Origin of the sequence: Nostoc sp., from assembly GCF_036917635.1 — a bacterium.
Taxonomy (GTDB): domain Bacteria; phylum Cyanobacteriota; class Cyanobacteriia; order Cyanobacteriales; family Nostocaceae; genus Nostoc.
Map to the genome: position 1 here is coordinate 1 of NZ_JBALCW010000013.1, position 18078 is coordinate 18078.

The window sequence follows — 18078 nt, forward strand, 5'->3', positions numbered from 1 at the left end:
GTTAAGCCGCTTAGGAAAATGCGTAATGGTTTCATAAGATTGCCTTTGGGTGGAGCAGAGATTGACTTTACAAATTGAATTACTAGAGTGAAAATACAGAAAATTTAAATAACTCTGTATTAACTCTATACTACCTACATACTACCGAATTTATTTAAATGTCTTTACCTAAAGACACATCTTTACATATTCTTCACATTATTCACCGTTCAATGTACGTACAGTACCTTTGTTATGTATTGCTGAACGGTTACGCTTTTTGAGGCGATCGCTAACCCAAAATCAACAACAGCCAAAGTCTTTCTATGTGGAAACTAAACCTTTAAGGATTGTGCAACTTAACCAGACACACAGATTAGAGTAATATAGCAACGGTGGTATCATTGCATCAAAATGATACCGTAATTTTGTCTAGATATAGAATTCTATCGCCCTGCCAACGGTAGATGATTTCTAAAAGGAGTTTGCTGCAATGTCTACAAGACCTACTACTCGACTGATTTTAGAGACTTTACTCCCCCATCTGAAAATAGCAGCAGCCTATGCCCATTTTCTTCAACCAAAAATTGCTGCACTTCCCGCCAAAGAACAAGGAAACAACTTTTTTAGTGCTGCACTTACTGATGCAGATGTGGCTATTCAAAATCTAGTAGAAGTAGTATTACTGGGAACTTTCCCAGATATTCGCTTTTATGGCGAAGAATATGAAAGTTCTAATAACACTAAGTATTTTCGCGCTACCGACCTCGGTTCAGAAGGTGATTATTTAGTCACACTCGACCCAATCGATGGCACGAAGTTTTACATTGATGGACATTCTAATTACCAAATTATTCTCAGTATTTTAAATTCAGATGACTTTGAAGCAGTAATCGCCATTTCCCCTGCCCAAAACACTTATTTTTACGCTATCCGAGGTAAAGGTGCTTTTAAAGGGACGCTGGAGATGAGTTTAGAAGCCTGTGCCTCGTTACAGATAACATCCGCCAAACCTGCTATTTTGTTGGGATGGGGAATGAATGCGATCGCACATTTACTAAAAGATCGATATAAAGTCATCGATATAGCAACTGATTACTCTAGTGATATTGAAATTCCTAATCTCAATGGTATTCTCAGTGGTGACTTGAGTGGAGCAGTGATCAAATCGGGTAAATTTATTGATAGTGCTGGACTCGCTTTTATTGCGAAAGAGGCTGGCTGGATTGTAACTACTTTGGATGGTTCAACTTTACCACCACTGCATACTTGTGAAAACTATAGTATGCCTGGATTGATAATAGCTGCCTCAAAATCTGTTCATCAAGACTTACTCAAAGCGATGCAAAGCTTCAAAAGTGCTGAGTAATAAATAATTAGTAATTTGACAAAATGAAAATCTGTATTGTTGGTGCGGGTGCGATTGGTGGATATTTAGGGGCGAAATTGGCACTAGCAGGTGAAGATGTGACGCTAATCGCTCGTGGTTCTCATTTGGAGGCAATTAAAAAAAATGGGCTGAAGTTACTCATGGCAGACGGTTCTAGCCAAATTGCTACTCCGGCTTTGGCAACTAGCGATATTGAAGAAGCAGGGCTACAAGATGTAGTAATTTTAACTGTTAAGGCTCACAGTATGCCTGCGATCGCACCTTTCCTCCCTGCACTCTACAATCCTCATACAATGGTGGTAACAGCCCAAAACGGGGTTCCTTGGTGGTACTTTCGCAAGTATGGCGGTGAGTATGAAGGTACGCAGATTCAATCTGTTGACCCAGATGGGATTATTGAAGCTAGTATCGGTGCTGACCGCGCCATCGGTTGTGTTGTTTACCCGGCAACTGAGATAATTGAACCAGGTGTGATTAAGCATATTGAAGGCGATCGCTTTACTCTTGGTGAAATCGACGGCACTAAAACAGAACGCATTCAATTATTAGCACAGACTTTAAAACAGGCGGGATTCAAAGCACCAATCCGCAATCAAATTCGCACGGAAATTTGGATCAAGTTGTGGGGAAATGTGGCTTTTAATCCCATCAGTGCTTTAACTGGTGCTACTCTAGAGGATATTTGTCGCTATCCCCTCACCCGTGAATTAGCGCGGCAAATGATGACTGAAACTCAAGCGATCGCAGAAAATTTGGGTATAAAGTTTGGCATTAGTTTAGAGGCGCGAATTAATGGGGCAGAAAATGTTGGTGCCCATAAAACTTCGATGCTACAAGATATGGAAGCTGGACGCGCTACGGAGATAGATGCTATTGTTGGCGCGGTGGCAGAATTGGGAAAACTTACTCAAATTCCCACACCTTATATTGATGCTATTTATGCCAGTGTGAAGTTGCTGGAGGCGACTAAAATCAGAATTTGACGAACCACAGAGGCGCAGAGAACGCAGAGAGAGGAGAATAGAGAGGATTTTGGTGTCAATTTTGGGATAAGTCTCTAAAAATGGATATTATAATTTTTCTTTGCTGTATGTCATAGGTGTAATTTTCTCTATTGATGTGATAGTTTCAAGTGCGGAATGTGGGTTATTTATGAAGAAGAAAAAAGTATGGCTATTAACGATACTGGTTGTAGCAGTAGTAGGAATCAGCATCATCGCAGGACATAGTAATTCTCTGAAAGCTGCTTCACCTTTAGGTAAAGACACGCTGACGATGATTACTTCCCCAGATTATCCTCCCTATGAATTTTATGATACTAAAGGAGGCGATGTCTACGACGGGCTACGCCTACGCCAAATCGTTGGCTTTGATATAGATATTGCTAAAACCCTGGCGGAAAAACTAGGGTTTAAACTTCAAATAATGGAATCTGATTTTAATGGGTTAATTCCTGCACTCCAAGCAAATCGCGCTGATTTTGTCATGGCTGGGATGACTCCGACTCCAGAACGTCAGAAAAATATTGACTTTTCAATTATCTATTACGAAGCCAAAGATACTATTGTCGCTCCTAAAGGTAGCAATTTGAGGCAGCCCCAAGATTTATCAGGAAAAAAGGTTGGGGTACAACTAGGAACTATACAAGAACAAAATGCTCAGAAAATTGCTCAAAAATTTGCAGGTATTCAGCTAAAGCAACTCAATAAAGTGCCGGAAGTAGTTCAAGAAATCAAATCTAGACGAATTGATGCAGCAATTGTTGAGGATACTGTTGCTAAAGGATTCGCCCAAGCTAACCCAGATTTAGAATTTAATATTATTCCCTCGGAGGAGGCAAGTGGATCAGCGATCGCTTTTCCTAAAGGTTCTTCTTTTGTAGAACCGTTTAACAAAGTCCTTCAACAAATGAAGGACAACGGGACGTTGAATAAACTTGTCGCCAAGTGGTTTTCAAAGAATACTACCGCTAATTCTGCATCTTCAACTCCTACCAAAGGCGGATTAAATCTCGATTTTACCAGAATTATTCCAGACATTCCCTTTATTCTGCGGGGAATCCCTTTAACTTTGTTGTTTACCCTATTATCTGTATCCTTGGGGTTAATCTGGGGAACAATCCTGTCTCTATTAAAAATTCTCGGCATCAAGCCGCTTACCTGGGTTGCTAACGTCTACACCTCTGTTTTTCGAGGTACACCTTTGTTATTACAGTTAGCGTTGGTTTACTACGCAACACCCCAGCTTACAGGCTATGACATTTCAGCATTGCAGGCAGGGGTGTTAACTTTTACCCTGAATTCTGGCGCTTATATATCGGAAACTATCAGGGGCGGAATTCAGGCGGTGGATAAAGGACAAAGTGAAGCGGCGATGTCTATGGGTGTTCCCTATTGGTTGATGATGTGGGATGTAATTTTGCCCCAAGCATTGAAGAATATTCTCCCCGCATTGGTAAATGAAACTATCGGATTGCTTAAAGATTCTGCGCTAGTGTCAACAATTGGGGTGGTGGAAATATTACGCAGCGCCCAAATTGTTGGTGCAAACAAGTATATTTATTTTGAACCACTGCTATTTGCAGGGTTAATCTACTATGTTTTAGTAATGGGTATGACCTTGGGTGCATCTGCTTTAGAAAGGAGGTTACGGCAAAGTGAATAATGTAGTCGTTCGCACGGAATTCTTATGTAAATCTTTTGGCAAACTCGACGTACTCAAAGATATTTCCACTCAGTTTTACCAAGGAGAAGTGGTTGCCATACTAGGCCGTTCTGGTTCAGGTAAATCTACTTTTCTGCGATGCATAAACTTGTTAGAAAAACCCACTAGAGGCAGAATCTACTTTCACGAGCAAGAAATTACCAAGCCCAATGCAAACATCGCTAAGGTGCGCCAGCATTTGGTAATGGTATTTCAACATTTTAATTTGTTTCCCCACATGAATGTACTACAAAATGTCACCTACGCGCCCATAAAGGTGAAAGGAATAAACAAGCAAAAAGCAGAAGAACATGGCTTAGAATTGCTTAAATCGGTAGGTTTAGAGCCAAAAGCGTCTGTGTACCCATCCAAATTATCGGGGGGACAGAAACAGCGAGTAGCAATCGCTCGGGCATTAGCAATGGAACCAGAGATGATTTTGTTTGATGAACCCACATCTGCATTAGATCCAGAAATGGTTAAGGATGTATTGGAAGTAATGAAAGCTTTAGCCCTATCTGGAATGACAATGGCGATCGTTACCCATGAAATGGGGTTTGCTAGAGTTGTTGCCAATCGGATTATGTTCCTCGACCAGGGTATTTTAGCAGAAGATACTACTCCTAATGAGTTTTTTCAAAATCCTCAGTGCGATCGCGCTAAACAATTCTTAGAAAAAATGCTTTAGAACCTGGATAAATCAAAGCACCTTCCAAAGCAGGGTTTTCAGTCTTCACTAAAATTAGTGTAATTTTGTAACTTAGAGAAGGTTTCTAAAGAAAATCTAAAGCTAGCAAATAGCGATCGCCTGAAAACAGGATAATGCAGCTGAACAGGTTAATTATTCCTACTCAAACTAGAATTATGGCAGCTACACCTAAAATCCTCGCCTTTGCAGGCAGCACCCGGATTGATTCTTACAACAAAAAATTGGTAAAAGTCGCGGCGACTGGCGCTAAAGCAGCAGGCGCAGAAGTGACTTATATAGACCTCCGCGATTTGCCTTTACCTCTGTTTGATGAAGATTTGGAAGCTCAAGAAGGACTACCAAGCAACGCCCGCACTTTCAAAGACTTGCTAATTTCTCATCAAGGATTGCTGATTGCTTCGCCGGAATATAACAGTTCACTCACAGCAGTTTTGAAGAACGCCATTGACTGGGCATCTCGTCCAGCCCCAAATGAAGCACCATTAGCTGCTTTTGCAGGTAAGGTGGCTACAATTATGAGCGCTTCCCCAGGCGGTTTTGGTGGTTTGCGGGGTTTGGTTCACCTGCGCTCTATTTTGGGAAACATCAAAGTTTTGGTACTTCCCGATCAAATAGCCCTATCCAAAGCTTACGAAGCTTTCAATCCTGATGGCACCTTAGTAGATCATAAACAGCAGGAATCTGTTGAGCAGTTAGGCGCTGGCTTAACAAAGATATTGCTGAAGCTCAATTAAATTCAATTTCATAGTAGATAACGAATACCTATTATTAAAATAAAGATGCCATACAGCTTTTTCATCAACTCGCTGCTAATAAACGGCTGATTTGCAAACAATGCCCCGAAAAAATTACCCACGATTAAACCAACTGCAATAATCAGGGCATATTTGATATTAAGATTACCGTTGCGTTGGTAAACTAAGGCTGCTAAAATGCCGATTGGTAAAATTTGAGCAGCCACAGAAGTTCCTGTAGCTAATTTCTGATCCAAACCAATTACTAACACCATTGCCGGAATCATAATTGCGCCGCCTCCGATACCAAACATACCGCCAGCAACGCCAGCAACTAAACCAATTAACAACAGTTGTATCAAGATATTAGACATAAAAAATGGTCGCTAAATTCCAAATTATAAATTAATTTTATGCGAAAAGATTGATTTAGGTAGCATTCCATGCACACCTTTATGGGGGCTGTTCACAACTTGAGTAATATGAAAATTTACAGCTAAACTACACAATACATAAGCATCTTCTGGCGATAAATTTACGAAGCGTTCCAGAAAATTAATCATGTTTTTTAAAGCCAATTCTAAAGCTTCATCTAAGCTTTGAGCAAAACCCATTGTGATGATATGAGTTGGAGTTTCGGCGATTGGTGTTGTCAGTTGTAAATCCTTGCGAAGTTTGAGGGTAATTCTACCATTCATAGAAGTTTCAATGGCGGTAACATTTACTTCGCCGTCTCCTTGTGCAGAATGTCCATCACCAATAGAAAATAATGCACCTGGTACAAAAATCGGCAAAAATAAACGAGAACCCGCTTGTAGTTCTTGGTTGTCGATATTACCGCCGTAAGAACCTGGTGGGACAGAAGTTCGAGAGGTTTCTGGAGTAGCGACACCAAGAATTCCAAAAAACGGTTTGAGGGGAATTTTTATCCCAGCACCCGCCGGAAATTCAGCGATATTCTTTACTAAATCTAGAGGAATGAATCTCAAAGCAGGTTGAGGAAACTGATGTGGTAAAGCTCCCCAGCCTGTACGGATTGCATTGAAGCCGATAGGTAAACTAGGTGCGATCGCATCTAATTGTACTTCTAAAACATCCCCTGCTTCGGCATCGCGTACATAAATCGGCCCTGTGAGTAAATGCGGCCCCCCAGCAATTTTGCGTTCTGGTAGAAGATTTTGGCAGATGTCGATAAATTCTGGTGTGACAAATTCTGGTGGTGCTTTGTCGTAAACGTAGTAACCAGTATAAGTTTCTACCTCAACCGTATCGCCTGAATTAATAGTGAGGGCTGGTTTTAGTAGATGGGAGAAACCACCCAGATGCACCGTTTCCTTGGTAGCTTTTAAAATGTAATAAGTCATATCATATTCAGGGCTATTTCATTCTATTTTTACGGCAGTTTTTACGAATCTTTTTCAGAAAAATAAGAATTTAAACCGGATCTTAGTTGATAACCGTAGTTTTTGCCCTCACCCTAAATCCCTCTCCCATAGATGTCCGAGGGACTTTTAAATTCAACTTGCCTCAAGCCTCAGATGAAAGGATGCCTACTAATACTCGTACCAAATCTTCTAAACCTTCAGGAACACGATAAAGTTTAATATCTTCTGTAATTAGCTTTTGTTGTCTATTGAGTGTACCAAATTTCCAGTCATCTCCATTAGTAACTGCGCCAAATAAAATTGATGATTGATCATCTAGAGTCTGATCGAGGGCTATTAATTCTACTGCTAGCTGTGTAAAGCCCCTTCTGATATCTGATTGTTTTGCTTCAATCACCAATAAAGAGTTAGAATTATGTAAATAATAATCCAAAGTACCTTTGAGCTTTTCGTCCACATTAATTGGATACTCACTATATAACTGAGCTTTTGTCTGAGCGCAGATTTCAGCAATAATAGGAGCAATCATAAATTCTCTAATTGATATCTCAGTCGTCGGATTAAAAAGCTTTATATTGCGCTGTAAATAATTTTGTAAAAATTCTAAATAGCTAACCTCAGCCAAGTATCTTGGTAATTCTAGCTCTGTGCGATCGTAGCTGTACTCAAACTCAGCTACTATATCTATTGTTGGGTTAGGTAACAAAAAGTATTGACTAAAAGTGTAACTTTGTTCAGGTTTTAAAATTCTATATTTGCTCATGTTTTTTATTGTAAATCAACCACATCAAAGATATTAAGAATTACGAATTACGTTAGGGTAGCGGGGCGTAGCCGATTACGAATTGGTATCATTATCTCAACAATTTGCTAAACTCCAACTTTGGGGATAGCAAATAAAAACAATTTGAGCAGGGAATTTGGAGGGGTTGCAGAGTGGCTGATGATGAACGCATAGTCAATACACAACAGATACATCCAAAAGACTTCTCGTGGGGATTATGGCCTGTTGTGCCACTCTACCCTTATGGCAAACGGCAGACAATCCGCAAAGAAGTGGTTAAGGACACAATTTGGAATTTTGACCAGATTCAGGGCATTTTCTACGTTGTTGTACCGATTCGCATGACTGTGGTTAAGCTCGAAACTGGGGGTCTTCTCGTCTACGCGCCTGTTGCACCAACCCCAGAGTGCATCCGGCTTGTGACTGAGTTGGTGGGAGAACACGGTAACATTAAGTACATTATCCTGCCAACTATCTCCGGTATAGAACATAAGGTATTCGTCGGTCCCTTCGCCAGATACTTTCCGACTTCACAGGTGTTTGTGGCTCCCCATCAGTGGAGTTTCCCGCTAAATCTCCCCCTTAGCTGGCTTGGCTTACCACCAAAACGAACTCAAGTACTCCCAGAAGATAGTAGCAAAACACCCTTTGCTGACGAATTTGATTATGCAATGCTAGGTCCTATCGAGCTTGGCCCTGGTCGGTTTGCAGAAGTTGCTTTTTTCCACAAGCGATCGCATACTCTTTTAGTAACAGATTGTGTACTTTCTATCCCAGAAGATCCACCTGCGATCGCACTTTTAGATCCATATCCCTTACTATTTCATGCCAAGGATTATGCTTCTGATATTATTGCAGACATTCAACTAAATCGGCGTAAGGGTTGGGGGCGTATCTCGTTGTTTGCTTTGTATTTTCAACCAAACGCACTAAATATCCGCCAATGGAGTCAGGTGTTGCAAGATGCTTTGAAAGCACCAGAACGCTCAAAGAAAGCCTATTTTGGATTGTATCCTTTTAATTGGCATCCAGATTGGCAGCGATCGTTTGATGCTTTGCGAGGGAATGGGCGTTTGTTTGTCGCCCCAATTTTACAGACGTTGATTCTCAACCGCGCACCGCAAGAAACCATCGACTGGGCTGATAAAGTTGCTAGTTGGGACTTTGAGTGGATAATTCCCTGTCACTTTGATTCACCAATTAAAGCCGAACCGCATCAGTTTCGCCAAGCTTTCTCTTTTTTGGAAAAACAGCCGCCTGTCAGTGCGGGTTTATTCAGCAGTAGCAGCTATCCCTTACCAGAGGAGGATTTTAAACTACTCAAAGAAATCGATGCAGGTTTGAATAAGTTTGGTATTGTGCCATCAGCCAAGGAGAAAGTGTAGGAAAAACAATTAGAGGCTGGCCGTGCGGTAAGCGATTGGTTCACTATCACAAGTAATTTAGCGGACATGATATGAATTGAAATTATGCCCGAAAATCTTGATAAACTCCTAATTTACCCAGAAAATTACGAAAGTCCTGTATCAAATATCTTGATCAATCGGATGTATCAAGAGCTTACTTCTCTATATGGTGATACGGCGGATGGAAAATTCCCTCCCCTTGACTTCAGCCAACCCAAATCTGTGTTTGTCATTGTTTGGATTCAAAGTCAGCCCATCGCTTGCGGCGCAGTTGTTCCACTTGCTGAGGAAATCGGCGAAATTAAACGGATGTTTGTAGAATCGGCTTGGCGTGGTAGAGGTGTGGCCAAAATAGTTCTGGCTGACTTAGAAAGACGCGCTCAGATTTTTGGTTATTGCAGCTTACGTGTAGAAACAGGTATTTATCAACAGCCAGCGATTCGCTTATATGAATCTGCGGGTTATCAATCTATAGCAGCCTATGGACGCTATGTAAGAAATCCAGTGAGTGTTTGCTTTGAGAAACAGATTATTGAGTCTTAAGGTTTGATTATTTTAAAAATCCCTTGCGCGTCTCGTAGAGAACGCCAGCCCCAACTCTTGGAGACGTACTCGCGTTCGGGGAAGTCATTACGAATTACGAATTACGAATTACGAATTACTTTAAACCGTTCTTGCGCCGCCTGAAATGCTTCTTGCATCACCAACTGAATTTTTTGGGGATCGGGTTTCTTACCTCCCATTAAATCACCAAAGTAAACGCAGGCGGCTTCCCCTAATGCCCAGGTATAGGCGGCTGCCCAAGAGGCTGCGATCGCACTCCCAAAACCTGGTATAAATTTAATTAACTCTCGTGCTATTGCCTGGGCTAAAAAACCACCTGCGATCGCACTCACAACGCCTCCCGCCTGAGATGGAGTAACTGTCTGCCCATATAATTTACCCAACAGTCCCACCATTGATACTTGCAAGGCAGTAAGTACGGGCATTGTCGCAAATGGCAGAGGGACAGCCGCCAGGGTGGCAGACATAATCGAAAATGGCAAAATATAACGGCGTGCAGCATCTCGATAAAGATTACCAAGTTGCTTCCCAGCTTCTTCTCGATCTAATAACTGATAAATCGCCTGGGCTTCTGCTTCTGGGAGTAGTTCTGCTAAGGAATCTCGCAGTGCTTCTAAGCCATAAAATACCGGATTGTAGCCATCTTCTTCTAGGGTAAAGTCAATGAGTACCGAGTGGTCAGTTATTCCAGCAAATGCTTGTTGGATTGCGGCAAATGCGCGATTGAGTTCCTGATAATCTGGCGGATATGCAGGATGATCGATGGTATCGCCCGGATAAATCTCATGCAAGCAGGTAACTACCAACAAACAGGGAATGTTTGGATACTGCTGGCGCAACTGTTGAGCAATTTGTCGTAGCGTGTCAGTTGCAAAATCATTGATTTTGACGGTGAGAAGCAGGATTCTAGCGGAACGAGTCTCCTTTTTTAAATCGCCAACTAACTCTTGAATGATTAATTGAGTATCTTGTTTAACATCACCAAGCCCCACCGTATCAGTAAAAATCAGTAACGGCAGGTCATTGGAAGGATAGGCATAGCGCTCTGTATGTTGCGTGTGAGGACGAAAGCCCTGACCGACGATATCGGCAGAAACTCCTGTCAATCCCCGGACAATTGAACTTTTTCCAGCTTGGGGTTTACCAATTAGGACGGCTTCAGTGGTTGGCAGTTCGGCTCGGATTTTCTCTAAAATCTCGGCAACCTGAGTTTCGCTCACACTAAACCATTCAACAACCGTCTGTGCCAGTTGTTCTACGGGTAGTAGTTGCGTTAGATGTGTTGTTGCTTTGTTCCAGACATCACCAATGCGGTTTGTCCAGGAATTATCGACCGATTTGGTTATCGTTTTGTCGGTCGGTTCACTCAATTGCTGAGAATCATGTTGCTCAGTCATTTGCATCTAAACGTAGAAAACCCTTTTACTCATCTTATAGCGATTTTTAAAGGGAAAACCAGTACCGTTAGTAGTGTTATCAACTTGGGCGATCGCGTTTTGGAAGCTGGGGAAGAATAATTAATGACTAATAGACATCTCCAGAAATTAAATATGCGTAACCTGAAATCCTTGTAGAGACGCGAAATTTCGCGTCTCTACATTCATTGTCGGAGATGTCTAATGACAGACTAATTAATCAAATCAGCGATCGCCTTCAGCAATACATCTGGATCTAGCGATTTAGAAATATGCATTTGAAATCCGGCGGCTAGTCTGTGAGGCGCTCTTTCCAGTATTCCGGTTTGCGGCTACAGTGCATCACCGCCAAAATTAAAACGTAATCTTCCTCAATGGTGTATAAAATTCCATAGGGAAATTTGCGCGTTAGACATCGACGAATGTCTTCCTCAACAACAGCCCAGCGAGTCGGTGACTGGATAATTCGGAAAATTGTATCCTCAACCGTATTAATAAATGCTTGTGCTAATTCAACTCGACGCTCTGCGTAAAACTTGACCGCTTCACCGTATTCAGTTAATGCTGCTGGATGAAAGACGTATTTCATTGCTCCAAAAATTGTCTTACCCTAGCTAATGCTTCCTCTCCAGGAATGGGTTGAATTGCACCACTGCGAACTTCATCTCTACGCTTCTTGGCTTCATCTGTCCACAGTGTTTGAAGTGTTTCGTCTACATCAAATTCAAGACTTTCAACCAGCTTTTCTGCCAACAATGCTCTCGCGGCACTGGGCAAAGCTAAGGCTTCTTTCATGACTTGCTCAACAGATGCCATAATTCCTGAAAGCATAGCGACTATCCAGAGTCTAGCAGGAAAGCAGTAGATATGGCACAACATTAAACCAATTCGCACTCTTGCCGGAGGCAGTACCAAAAAGCAATTACCAATACTTCGACTCCTTTCGACTTCGCCCTTAGGCTACGCTCAGGACAGGCTCAGGACAGGCTCAAAGTAAGTCAGTCAGTACAAGTGACCAATGACTAATTAATCAAATCAGCGATCGCCTTCAGCAATACATCTGGATCTACTGGTTTAGAAATATGCATTTGAAATCCGGCGGCTAATGCTTGCTGCTGATTCATTTCGCCTGCATAAGCCGTCAGAGCGATCGCTGGTACGCGTCCTCCTTGTTCGGGCGATCGCGATCGCACTTCACGCATCAGCATATAACCGTCTTTTTTTGGCATTCCAATATCGCTAATTAAAACATCTGGTACTGACTCAGACAGCGCTTGTAGTGCTTCGTGTGCTGAAGATACGGCAGTTACTTGTACACCGTAGTCTTGTAAAATAAAGGTCACTAAGTCGCGGATATCTGGTTCATCGTCCACGACCAAAACTTGAGTATCGCAAAGCAGGGAGGATTCAGCTTCACAATCTAAAGACTCATTCTCTCCATGCGCGATCTGTTCACTTCTAACTAAAAGCGGTAGTTCAACAGTGAAGGTGCTACCCAATCCTTCTCCAGGACTTTCGGCTTGAACATTTCCCCCATGCATCTCTACAACCTTACGCACGATCGCTAATCCTAAACCTAATCCACCAAATGACCGCGTAGTTGTGCTATCAGCTTGGCGAAAGTAATCGAACACATAAGGCAAAAATTCTGGGCTAATTCCCTTACCTGTATCACTGACTTGAATTTGAGCTTGGTTACCAATTTCCATCAGTCGAATTTCTACCCGCCCACCTGCTGGCGTAAATTTTACCGCATTGGAAAGTAGATTCCACACAACTTGCTCAAGCCGATTTGCATCGCCCATCACTTGTCCTAATGTGGGATCAAATATCGTTTGAATTTGAATTGATTTAGCTTGTGCTGCGAGTTTTACTGTCTCTAGTGCGGCTTCAACTACCATTACCAAATTTACTGGACAGACATTTAAGTTTAATTTTCCTCGGAGGATGCGAGACACATCCAACAAATCTTCAATTAGCTGAGTTTGTAACTTGGCGTTGCGTTCAATGGTTTCTAAGGCGTGGTTAGTGGTTTTTTCATCAAAATTACGAGTTCGCAACATTTTCGACCACCCCAGAACAGAGTTAAGTGGGGTTCGCAGTTCATGGGAGAGAACCGCCAGAAATTCATCTTTGATTTTGTTGGCGATTTCTGCTTCTTTGCGTGCTTTCATTTCTCGTTCGAGGAGGCGATCGCATTCTTTCTCAACTGATTTACGAGCGGTTATATCTAGTACAAAAGCAACACCATTATTTTTGGAATCATTCAGCAAGGCTATCCCCAAAACAATTGGGACTCGCTTCCCGTCGCGCTGAAGATATTCTTTCTCATAAATTCTAGAAACTCCAGTAGTTTGCACTTCCAAAAGGGCGCGATCGTCTAAATCTTTATATTCAATAGGAGTAAGTTCTCTCCAATTAATTCTACCCAAAGTAGCAAATTCATCACGAGTGTAGCCAGCTAGCTGAAGAAAGGCATCATTGGCATCAAGAATAAAGCCATGCACATTCCAAAAAGCGACACCTATTAAGTTGGATTCAAACAAACGCCGAAATCTGGCTTCACTTTCGCGTAATGATTTTTCGGCGCGTTTGTGTTCGGTAATATCACGAGAAACTGTAATTACGCCTTCAATAATTTGCTTGGAATTCCGTAATGGTGTAAGGATGTATTCATAATAATGTACCCCATCAGGAGTAAGATATTTACACTCATCCTTGATTGGCTGCCCAGTTTTCATTACAGCTTGTCGTTGATTATCTACCTGTTCTACAATCTCTGGGGGTACATCCAGGTCTTGCAAAGTTTTTCCGACAAGATCCTGGGGCTTTGAGCCTAATACTGTAGCTGCATCCCGACTGACATGCTGATAGCAACCTTTGCCATCAAAGATGTAAATGTGATCGACTGAGGCGGTGAGGATGGCATTTAAAATATTTGCCTGTTCTTGCACTTGGGTTGTTAGTTCACGAGTACTTTTTTCTGCTTGCTTGCAGACAGTAATTTCCATACAAACGCCGATCATTCGTACCGCTTGTCCACAAGGGTCATAGATAAATTTTCCCTTAGCAGAAATCCAATGTGTACTTTGGTCTGCTCTAACTATGCGAAATTCATCATTATAGTCAGTCTTTTGTGCCATAGCCTGGGTGATAACTTGCCTTACAGCTTGTCTATCTTCAGGATGAATCCACTTGAGAAAACTTTCATAGCTGCTGTCAAAACTACCTGGAAGCAGACCAAAAAGCACTTCATGATTTTCAGACCAGATAATTTGATTGGTAACAATATTCCAATCCCACAAGCTCATCTGGGAAGCATCTAGGGCTAATCTAAGCCGTTCTTCACTCTCTCTTAGGGAAGCTTCTACCTGCTGTCGTTCTGCAATTTCTTGTTGTAGTTGCTCTAAAGCAACTGCTACATCTATTGGCACATTCAACGCTGTGGATGTCTTTTGTTCAAGATGCCGCTTGATATCATATTCAACAGCTTGAATATGAGGATATTCTAGTGCAAGTGCTAATTTTTTTTCTAGCTCTATTACTTGCTTCTCAAGGGCTGCTTGCCTTTGCTGATAAAATGTTTCTGATTGCTCTAATTCAGCTACACACGAACGCAGAGCTGCTAATTCATCAGTGACTTGAAAGTTCATTTTATCAACATTTTGCATCTTGCACACCGCTTATTACTAAACAATACCGATTTGAAGAGTAGGCATCCCCTAGCTTTAACAGTATGAATTTCTAAGCTAAAAAATGTAATCTATCAAAAGGCGCATAAGTTTTAGTCAAAAGACATCTTTTGAGATTAAGAGCCATATCTGATCAAAGTATCGGCTCAATAAATAGGGGTAGCCGAGAAAAATAAGGAATGTTGGGAGACAGAACATAATAAAATATGAGACATGACGCAAAAGCTAGATTCGAGTAAGAAAACGGGAGAAGAGATACTGCAAGCCATCGAGCCAAAAGAAATTGCAGACGAATCAATGCGTCGAACAATAGAAATATTACTGAACCTCATAGAGCAATTACAAGCAGAAGTAAAAGAATTACGAACAGAAAATCAACAGTTAAAAGATGAAAATAACCGCCTGAAAGGAGAAAAAAGTCAGCCAGACATCAAAGCCAACAAGAAAGGGGATGCCAAAAATCACTCATCAGAAAAAGAACGACAGACCCCAAAAAAGCACAGCAAAGGCAGTAAGAACGGGACGATTAAAATAGATAGAGAAGAAATACTGAAATACCCCCTAGAATTACTGCCAGCAGACGCAGAATTTAAAGGTTATCAAGAAGTAATCATCCAAGACATCACTCTCTTAACGGACAACATATTATTCCGGAAAGAGAAATACTACTCACCATCAGTTGGAAAAACCTATTTAGCCGAACTTCCTTGTGGTTACGAAGGGGAATTCGGGCCTGGAATCAAAACCTTAATGATTAGTCTGTACTACGGGGCGGCACGTTTGCGGGGGAAGCTTCCCCCGCAAAGCTGCCTTGGTAACATGACCCAAGGCAAATTATTAGAGTTTTTAGAAGATATTGGGATATCCATATCAGCAGGATATTTATCGAACCTACTAATTAAAAACCACGTTGATTTTGAAAGCGAGAAAACAGAAGTATATGCGTCGGGACTAGAGAGCAGTCCTTGGCAACACTTAGACCAAACAGGTGCGCGGGTGGGTGGGGTGAACTACACCACTAATGTAGTGTGCAACTCTTTATATACAATCTACTCGACTACTGCCAATAAAGACCGATTGAGTGTAGTGAAAGTATTGCAAAACGGACGAGAATTGGAGTTAATTCTCAATCAACTCACATATAATTTACTGGAGACTTTCCAACTTCCAGCTAAATGGAAAAACGCACTTAAACTATTACCTCAAGAAACCGTGTTGAGTGAGGCAGAGTTTAATGCCCTACTTGATACATATCTACCCAAACTTGGTTCTCAACAACGGACTCGCATCACCGAAGCAGCAGCGATTGCTTTCTATCATCAGCAAACTGATTGGCCAGTGGTACAAACTCTCGTTTGTGATGATGCTCCCCAGTTCAAGTTACTGACTGATAGTATAGCTTTATGTTGGGTGCATGAGGGACGACACTATAAGAAGTTGACTCCTTATGTTGCTTGTCACCAAAAAACTCTTGATAAATTTCTAGATGATTTCTGGGATTACTATCGAGACTTACTTGCTTATAAAGATTCTCCCAGTCAGCAAAGAGCAGACAAACTTAGGTCTGAGTTTTGGAAACTTTTCGATACTCCAAGTGATTATCAACAATTGGATGAGCGAAAACGATTAACGCTCCTAAAAAGTTCCGAGTTGCTATATGTTTTAGAGCATCCTGAATTGCCCTTGCATAATAATCCGGCAGAGTTAGCTGTCAGGACGATGGTGCAGCGACGTCACATTAGTTATGCAACTCAAACTCTTGAGGGGACTCAGACTTGGGATACTTTTATGTCTCTTGTTGCTACTACTCGTAAGTTAGGAATCAGCTTTTTTGAATATATCCGTGACCGCATTTCTCATCTGGGAAATATTCCATCTTTGGGGTCTATTATTCGCGAAAAATATCTTCTCAATCCTTTTGGTTGCTCATGGGTGACTGAATAACTTTTTCCCGGAAGTATTCAGGGGATACCAGCTTTGTTTAACCTCATCGTACATGATGGGGTGGATATAGGGAAGCTGTCATCAGGGACAAGATAACTGGAAACTATGCTATATATACGCTATAGCTTTTTTGACATCGAACTAGAATTTCTGCATGAATGCACTGGTACTTTTCATGAAAAGTGCAAGTTATATATGCGACAGCTTAGTAGATAAATCAGGGACTAGGGAAGTATAAATATGTAGAGTATTTTACTACTCTGTCAATGCGTAAGTCCTAAGTAATTGTTTTTTGGAACCGTTCACAGAAACTTTAAAGCAAGACCAGTATCTTTGCTGTATCAGTGGTTAGCGTCAAACACGCAACATGACGCAAAACCACGATGACGAACGAGAAGAAGACGGTAGTACAGATGAATTAGAACCAAGTAGGAACATCATCATCATCCTCCTCTCCATCACTTACTTCTTCCGGATCGTGCCTTCCCGTATCGTCTAAACCTCTATAAGAACTGTCTACCGCGGCAGCAGGTGCTAAGATCCACGAGTCGCCAGCATTTTCCACGGTAGTTATATAACCATCGTACTTTATATCGGGAGCTAGGCTTTGATTACTGTAGGAGATGTTGGTGATGCGAACGCGATCACCATAGCGAATTAGACCTGTATCGCCATCAGCTTTAGTAATCTGCCAGCTCTGTTTATCCTCATCATAGCCATCTTGCCAATAGTAACAATCATGGCTATCCGCAAAAGCCCCCAAAATATTATTGTTGCCCATTGCTGATTCTGTCGTTCTGATTTTGATGCGGCTGTTGGCTTGAACCTCGCCATTACCGCCCACAAGTTCAAGTTTTGTTACTTTTTTTTTCTCTTGGCTCAACTTCGGCCAGTTGTAGCGTCCTTGTTCAACCGCAATCAAGTATTTATTGCTCTCATGCTTGATATAGAAGGTATCACCAAACTTAACGACATCTTGATTAGACATGAGTATGTTCTCCTAATTAATTATACATTTGTGTTGCCAAAACTTATCCAGAAACAGCAAAAGTTTTCTTAACGACCTCAACAATCCACCGAAAAACATCCATCATCCAACGCATAAAGTCTTCTCCTCGATCTCAACCATCCATCTAAATCGTATGTAAGCGATTGGTGCGACAGTCCAGATGATGAACTCGGTTCAGGAGCTTTTGGCTCCAGTGTGCCCTAGAAGCGAAGCGCATATAACGTATTGGTGACTGACATTAATGATTGTCATTATTTGTAAGTACTGCTTCTTACGAGACATTCTCCCACTTTTTGTGTAAAGTAAGATGGTATCGGCTCCCCCTATTTATTGAGCCGATACTGATCAAAAAACTCAAAAAACA

The 18078-nt window shown here is 41.6% G+C and carries 16 protein-coding genes; 8 read left to right on the forward strand and 8 right to left on the reverse strand.

The window, feature by feature from the left end:
• The first annotated feature begins 472 nt into the window (after positions 1-472).
• The 5 genes from V7K32_RS03640 (at position 473) to V7K32_RS03660 (ending at position 5515) form a co-directional block, all read left to right on the forward strand.
• On the forward strand, positions 473-1348 hold the full coding sequence (locus tag V7K32_RS03640; RefSeq protein WP_334990416.1) for an inositol monophosphatase family protein: 876 nt from the start codon (positions 473-475) through the stop codon (positions 1346-1348).
• Between the two features lie 23 nt (positions 1349-1371).
• Positions 1372-2352 (forward strand): 2-dehydropantoate 2-reductase, encoded by a 981-nt coding sequence (locus V7K32_RS03645; RefSeq protein ID WP_334990418.1) that lies wholly within the window; start codon positions 1372-1374, stop codon positions 2350-2352.
• A 169-nt stretch (positions 2353-2521) separates the two neighbouring features.
• Complete coding sequence (locus V7K32_RS03650) at positions 2522-4033, forward strand: ABC transporter permease subunit (protein ID WP_334990420.1); 1512 nt, start codon at positions 2522-2524, stop codon at positions 4031-4033.
• On the forward strand, positions 4026-4760 hold the full coding sequence (locus V7K32_RS03655) for an amino acid ABC transporter ATP-binding protein (RefSeq protein WP_334990422.1): 735 nt from the start codon (positions 4026-4028) through the stop codon (positions 4758-4760). The genes V7K32_RS03650 and V7K32_RS03655 overlap by 8 nt, the downstream gene beginning before the upstream one ends.
• A 134-nt stretch (positions 4761-4894) precedes the next feature.
• On the forward strand, positions 4895-5515 hold the full coding sequence (locus tag V7K32_RS03660) for an NADPH-dependent FMN reductase (protein ID WP_334990424.1): 621 nt from the start codon (positions 4895-4897) through the stop codon (positions 5513-5515).
• Positions 5516-5523: 8 nt separating this feature from the next.
• Here V7K32_RS03660 and V7K32_RS03665 read toward each other — a convergent pair whose 3' ends face one another.
• The 3 genes from V7K32_RS03665 to V7K32_RS03675 all read right to left on the reverse strand — a co-directional run bounded on the left by V7K32_RS03665 (position 5524) and on the right by V7K32_RS03675 (position 7663).
• Positions 5524-5889: a sulfite exporter TauE/SafE family protein gene (locus V7K32_RS03665; RefSeq protein ID WP_334990426.1), complete on the reverse strand. Its 366-nt coding sequence runs from the start codon at positions 5887-5889 to the stop codon at positions 5524-5526.
• A 24-nt stretch (positions 5890-5913) separates the two neighbouring features.
• A complete protein-coding gene (locus V7K32_RS03670) occupies positions 5914-6879 on the reverse strand; it encodes an acetamidase/formamidase family protein (RefSeq protein ID WP_334990428.1) in 966 nt (321 codons plus the stop codon).
• A 163-nt stretch (positions 6880-7042) separates the two neighbouring features.
• Positions 7043-7663 (reverse strand): hypothetical protein, encoded by a 621-nt coding sequence (locus V7K32_RS03675; RefSeq protein WP_334990430.1) that lies wholly within the window; start codon positions 7661-7663, stop codon positions 7043-7045.
• Positions 7664-7836: 173 nt separating this feature from the next.
• Between V7K32_RS03675 and V7K32_RS03680 the strand changes: the two genes are divergently transcribed.
• Together V7K32_RS03680 and V7K32_RS03685 are read left to right on the forward strand one after the other, a co-directional pair.
• Positions 7837-9069: a DUF4336 domain-containing protein gene (locus tag V7K32_RS03680; protein WP_334990432.1), complete on the forward strand. Its 1233-nt coding sequence runs from the start codon at positions 7837-7839 to the stop codon at positions 9067-9069.
• An 84-nt stretch (positions 9070-9153) separates the two neighbouring features.
• Positions 9154-9633, forward strand: coding sequence for a GNAT family N-acetyltransferase (locus V7K32_RS03685; protein WP_334990434.1), 480 nt, complete (start codon positions 9154-9156; stop codon positions 9631-9633).
• A 101-nt stretch (positions 9634-9734) separates the two neighbouring features.
• Here V7K32_RS03685 and V7K32_RS03690 read toward each other — a convergent pair whose 3' ends face one another.
• The 4 genes from V7K32_RS03690 to V7K32_RS03705 form a co-directional block, all read right to left on the reverse strand.
• The gene (locus V7K32_RS03690; protein WP_334990436.1) at positions 9735-11051 is read right to left on the reverse strand and encodes a GTPase family protein; all 1317 of its coding nucleotides are present in this window, start codon (positions 11049-11051) and stop codon (positions 9735-9737) included.
• 310 nt (positions 11052-11361) lie between these two features.
• Positions 11362-11658, reverse strand: coding sequence for a type II toxin-antitoxin system RelE/ParE family toxin (locus tag V7K32_RS03695; protein ID WP_334990438.1), 297 nt, complete (start codon positions 11656-11658; stop codon positions 11362-11364).
• Entirely contained in the window at positions 11655-11885 is a 231-nt protein-coding gene (locus tag V7K32_RS03700) for an addiction module protein (RefSeq protein WP_334883933.1), read from the reverse strand. The genes V7K32_RS03695 and V7K32_RS03700 overlap by 4 nt, the downstream gene beginning before the upstream one ends.
• Before the next feature lie 206 nt (positions 11886-12091).
• Positions 12092-14740, reverse strand: coding sequence for a PAS domain-containing hybrid sensor histidine kinase/response regulator (locus V7K32_RS03705; RefSeq protein ID WP_334990440.1), 2649 nt, complete (start codon positions 14738-14740; stop codon positions 12092-12094).
• Between the two features lie 234 nt (positions 14741-14974).
• On the opposite strand from V7K32_RS03705, the gene V7K32_RS03710 reads away from it, so the two are divergent.
• Entirely contained in the window at positions 14975-16705 is a 1731-nt protein-coding gene (locus V7K32_RS03710) for an IS66 family transposase (protein ID WP_334990442.1), read from the forward strand.
• 418 nt (positions 16706-17123) lie between these two features.
• On the opposite strand, the gene V7K32_RS03715 is transcribed toward V7K32_RS03710, so the two are convergent.
• Positions 17124-17693, reverse strand: a complete 570-nt coding sequence (locus tag V7K32_RS03715) for a hypothetical protein (RefSeq protein WP_334990444.1) — start codon at positions 17691-17693, stop codon at positions 17124-17126.
• Between the last annotated feature and the right edge of the window lie 385 nt (positions 17694-18078).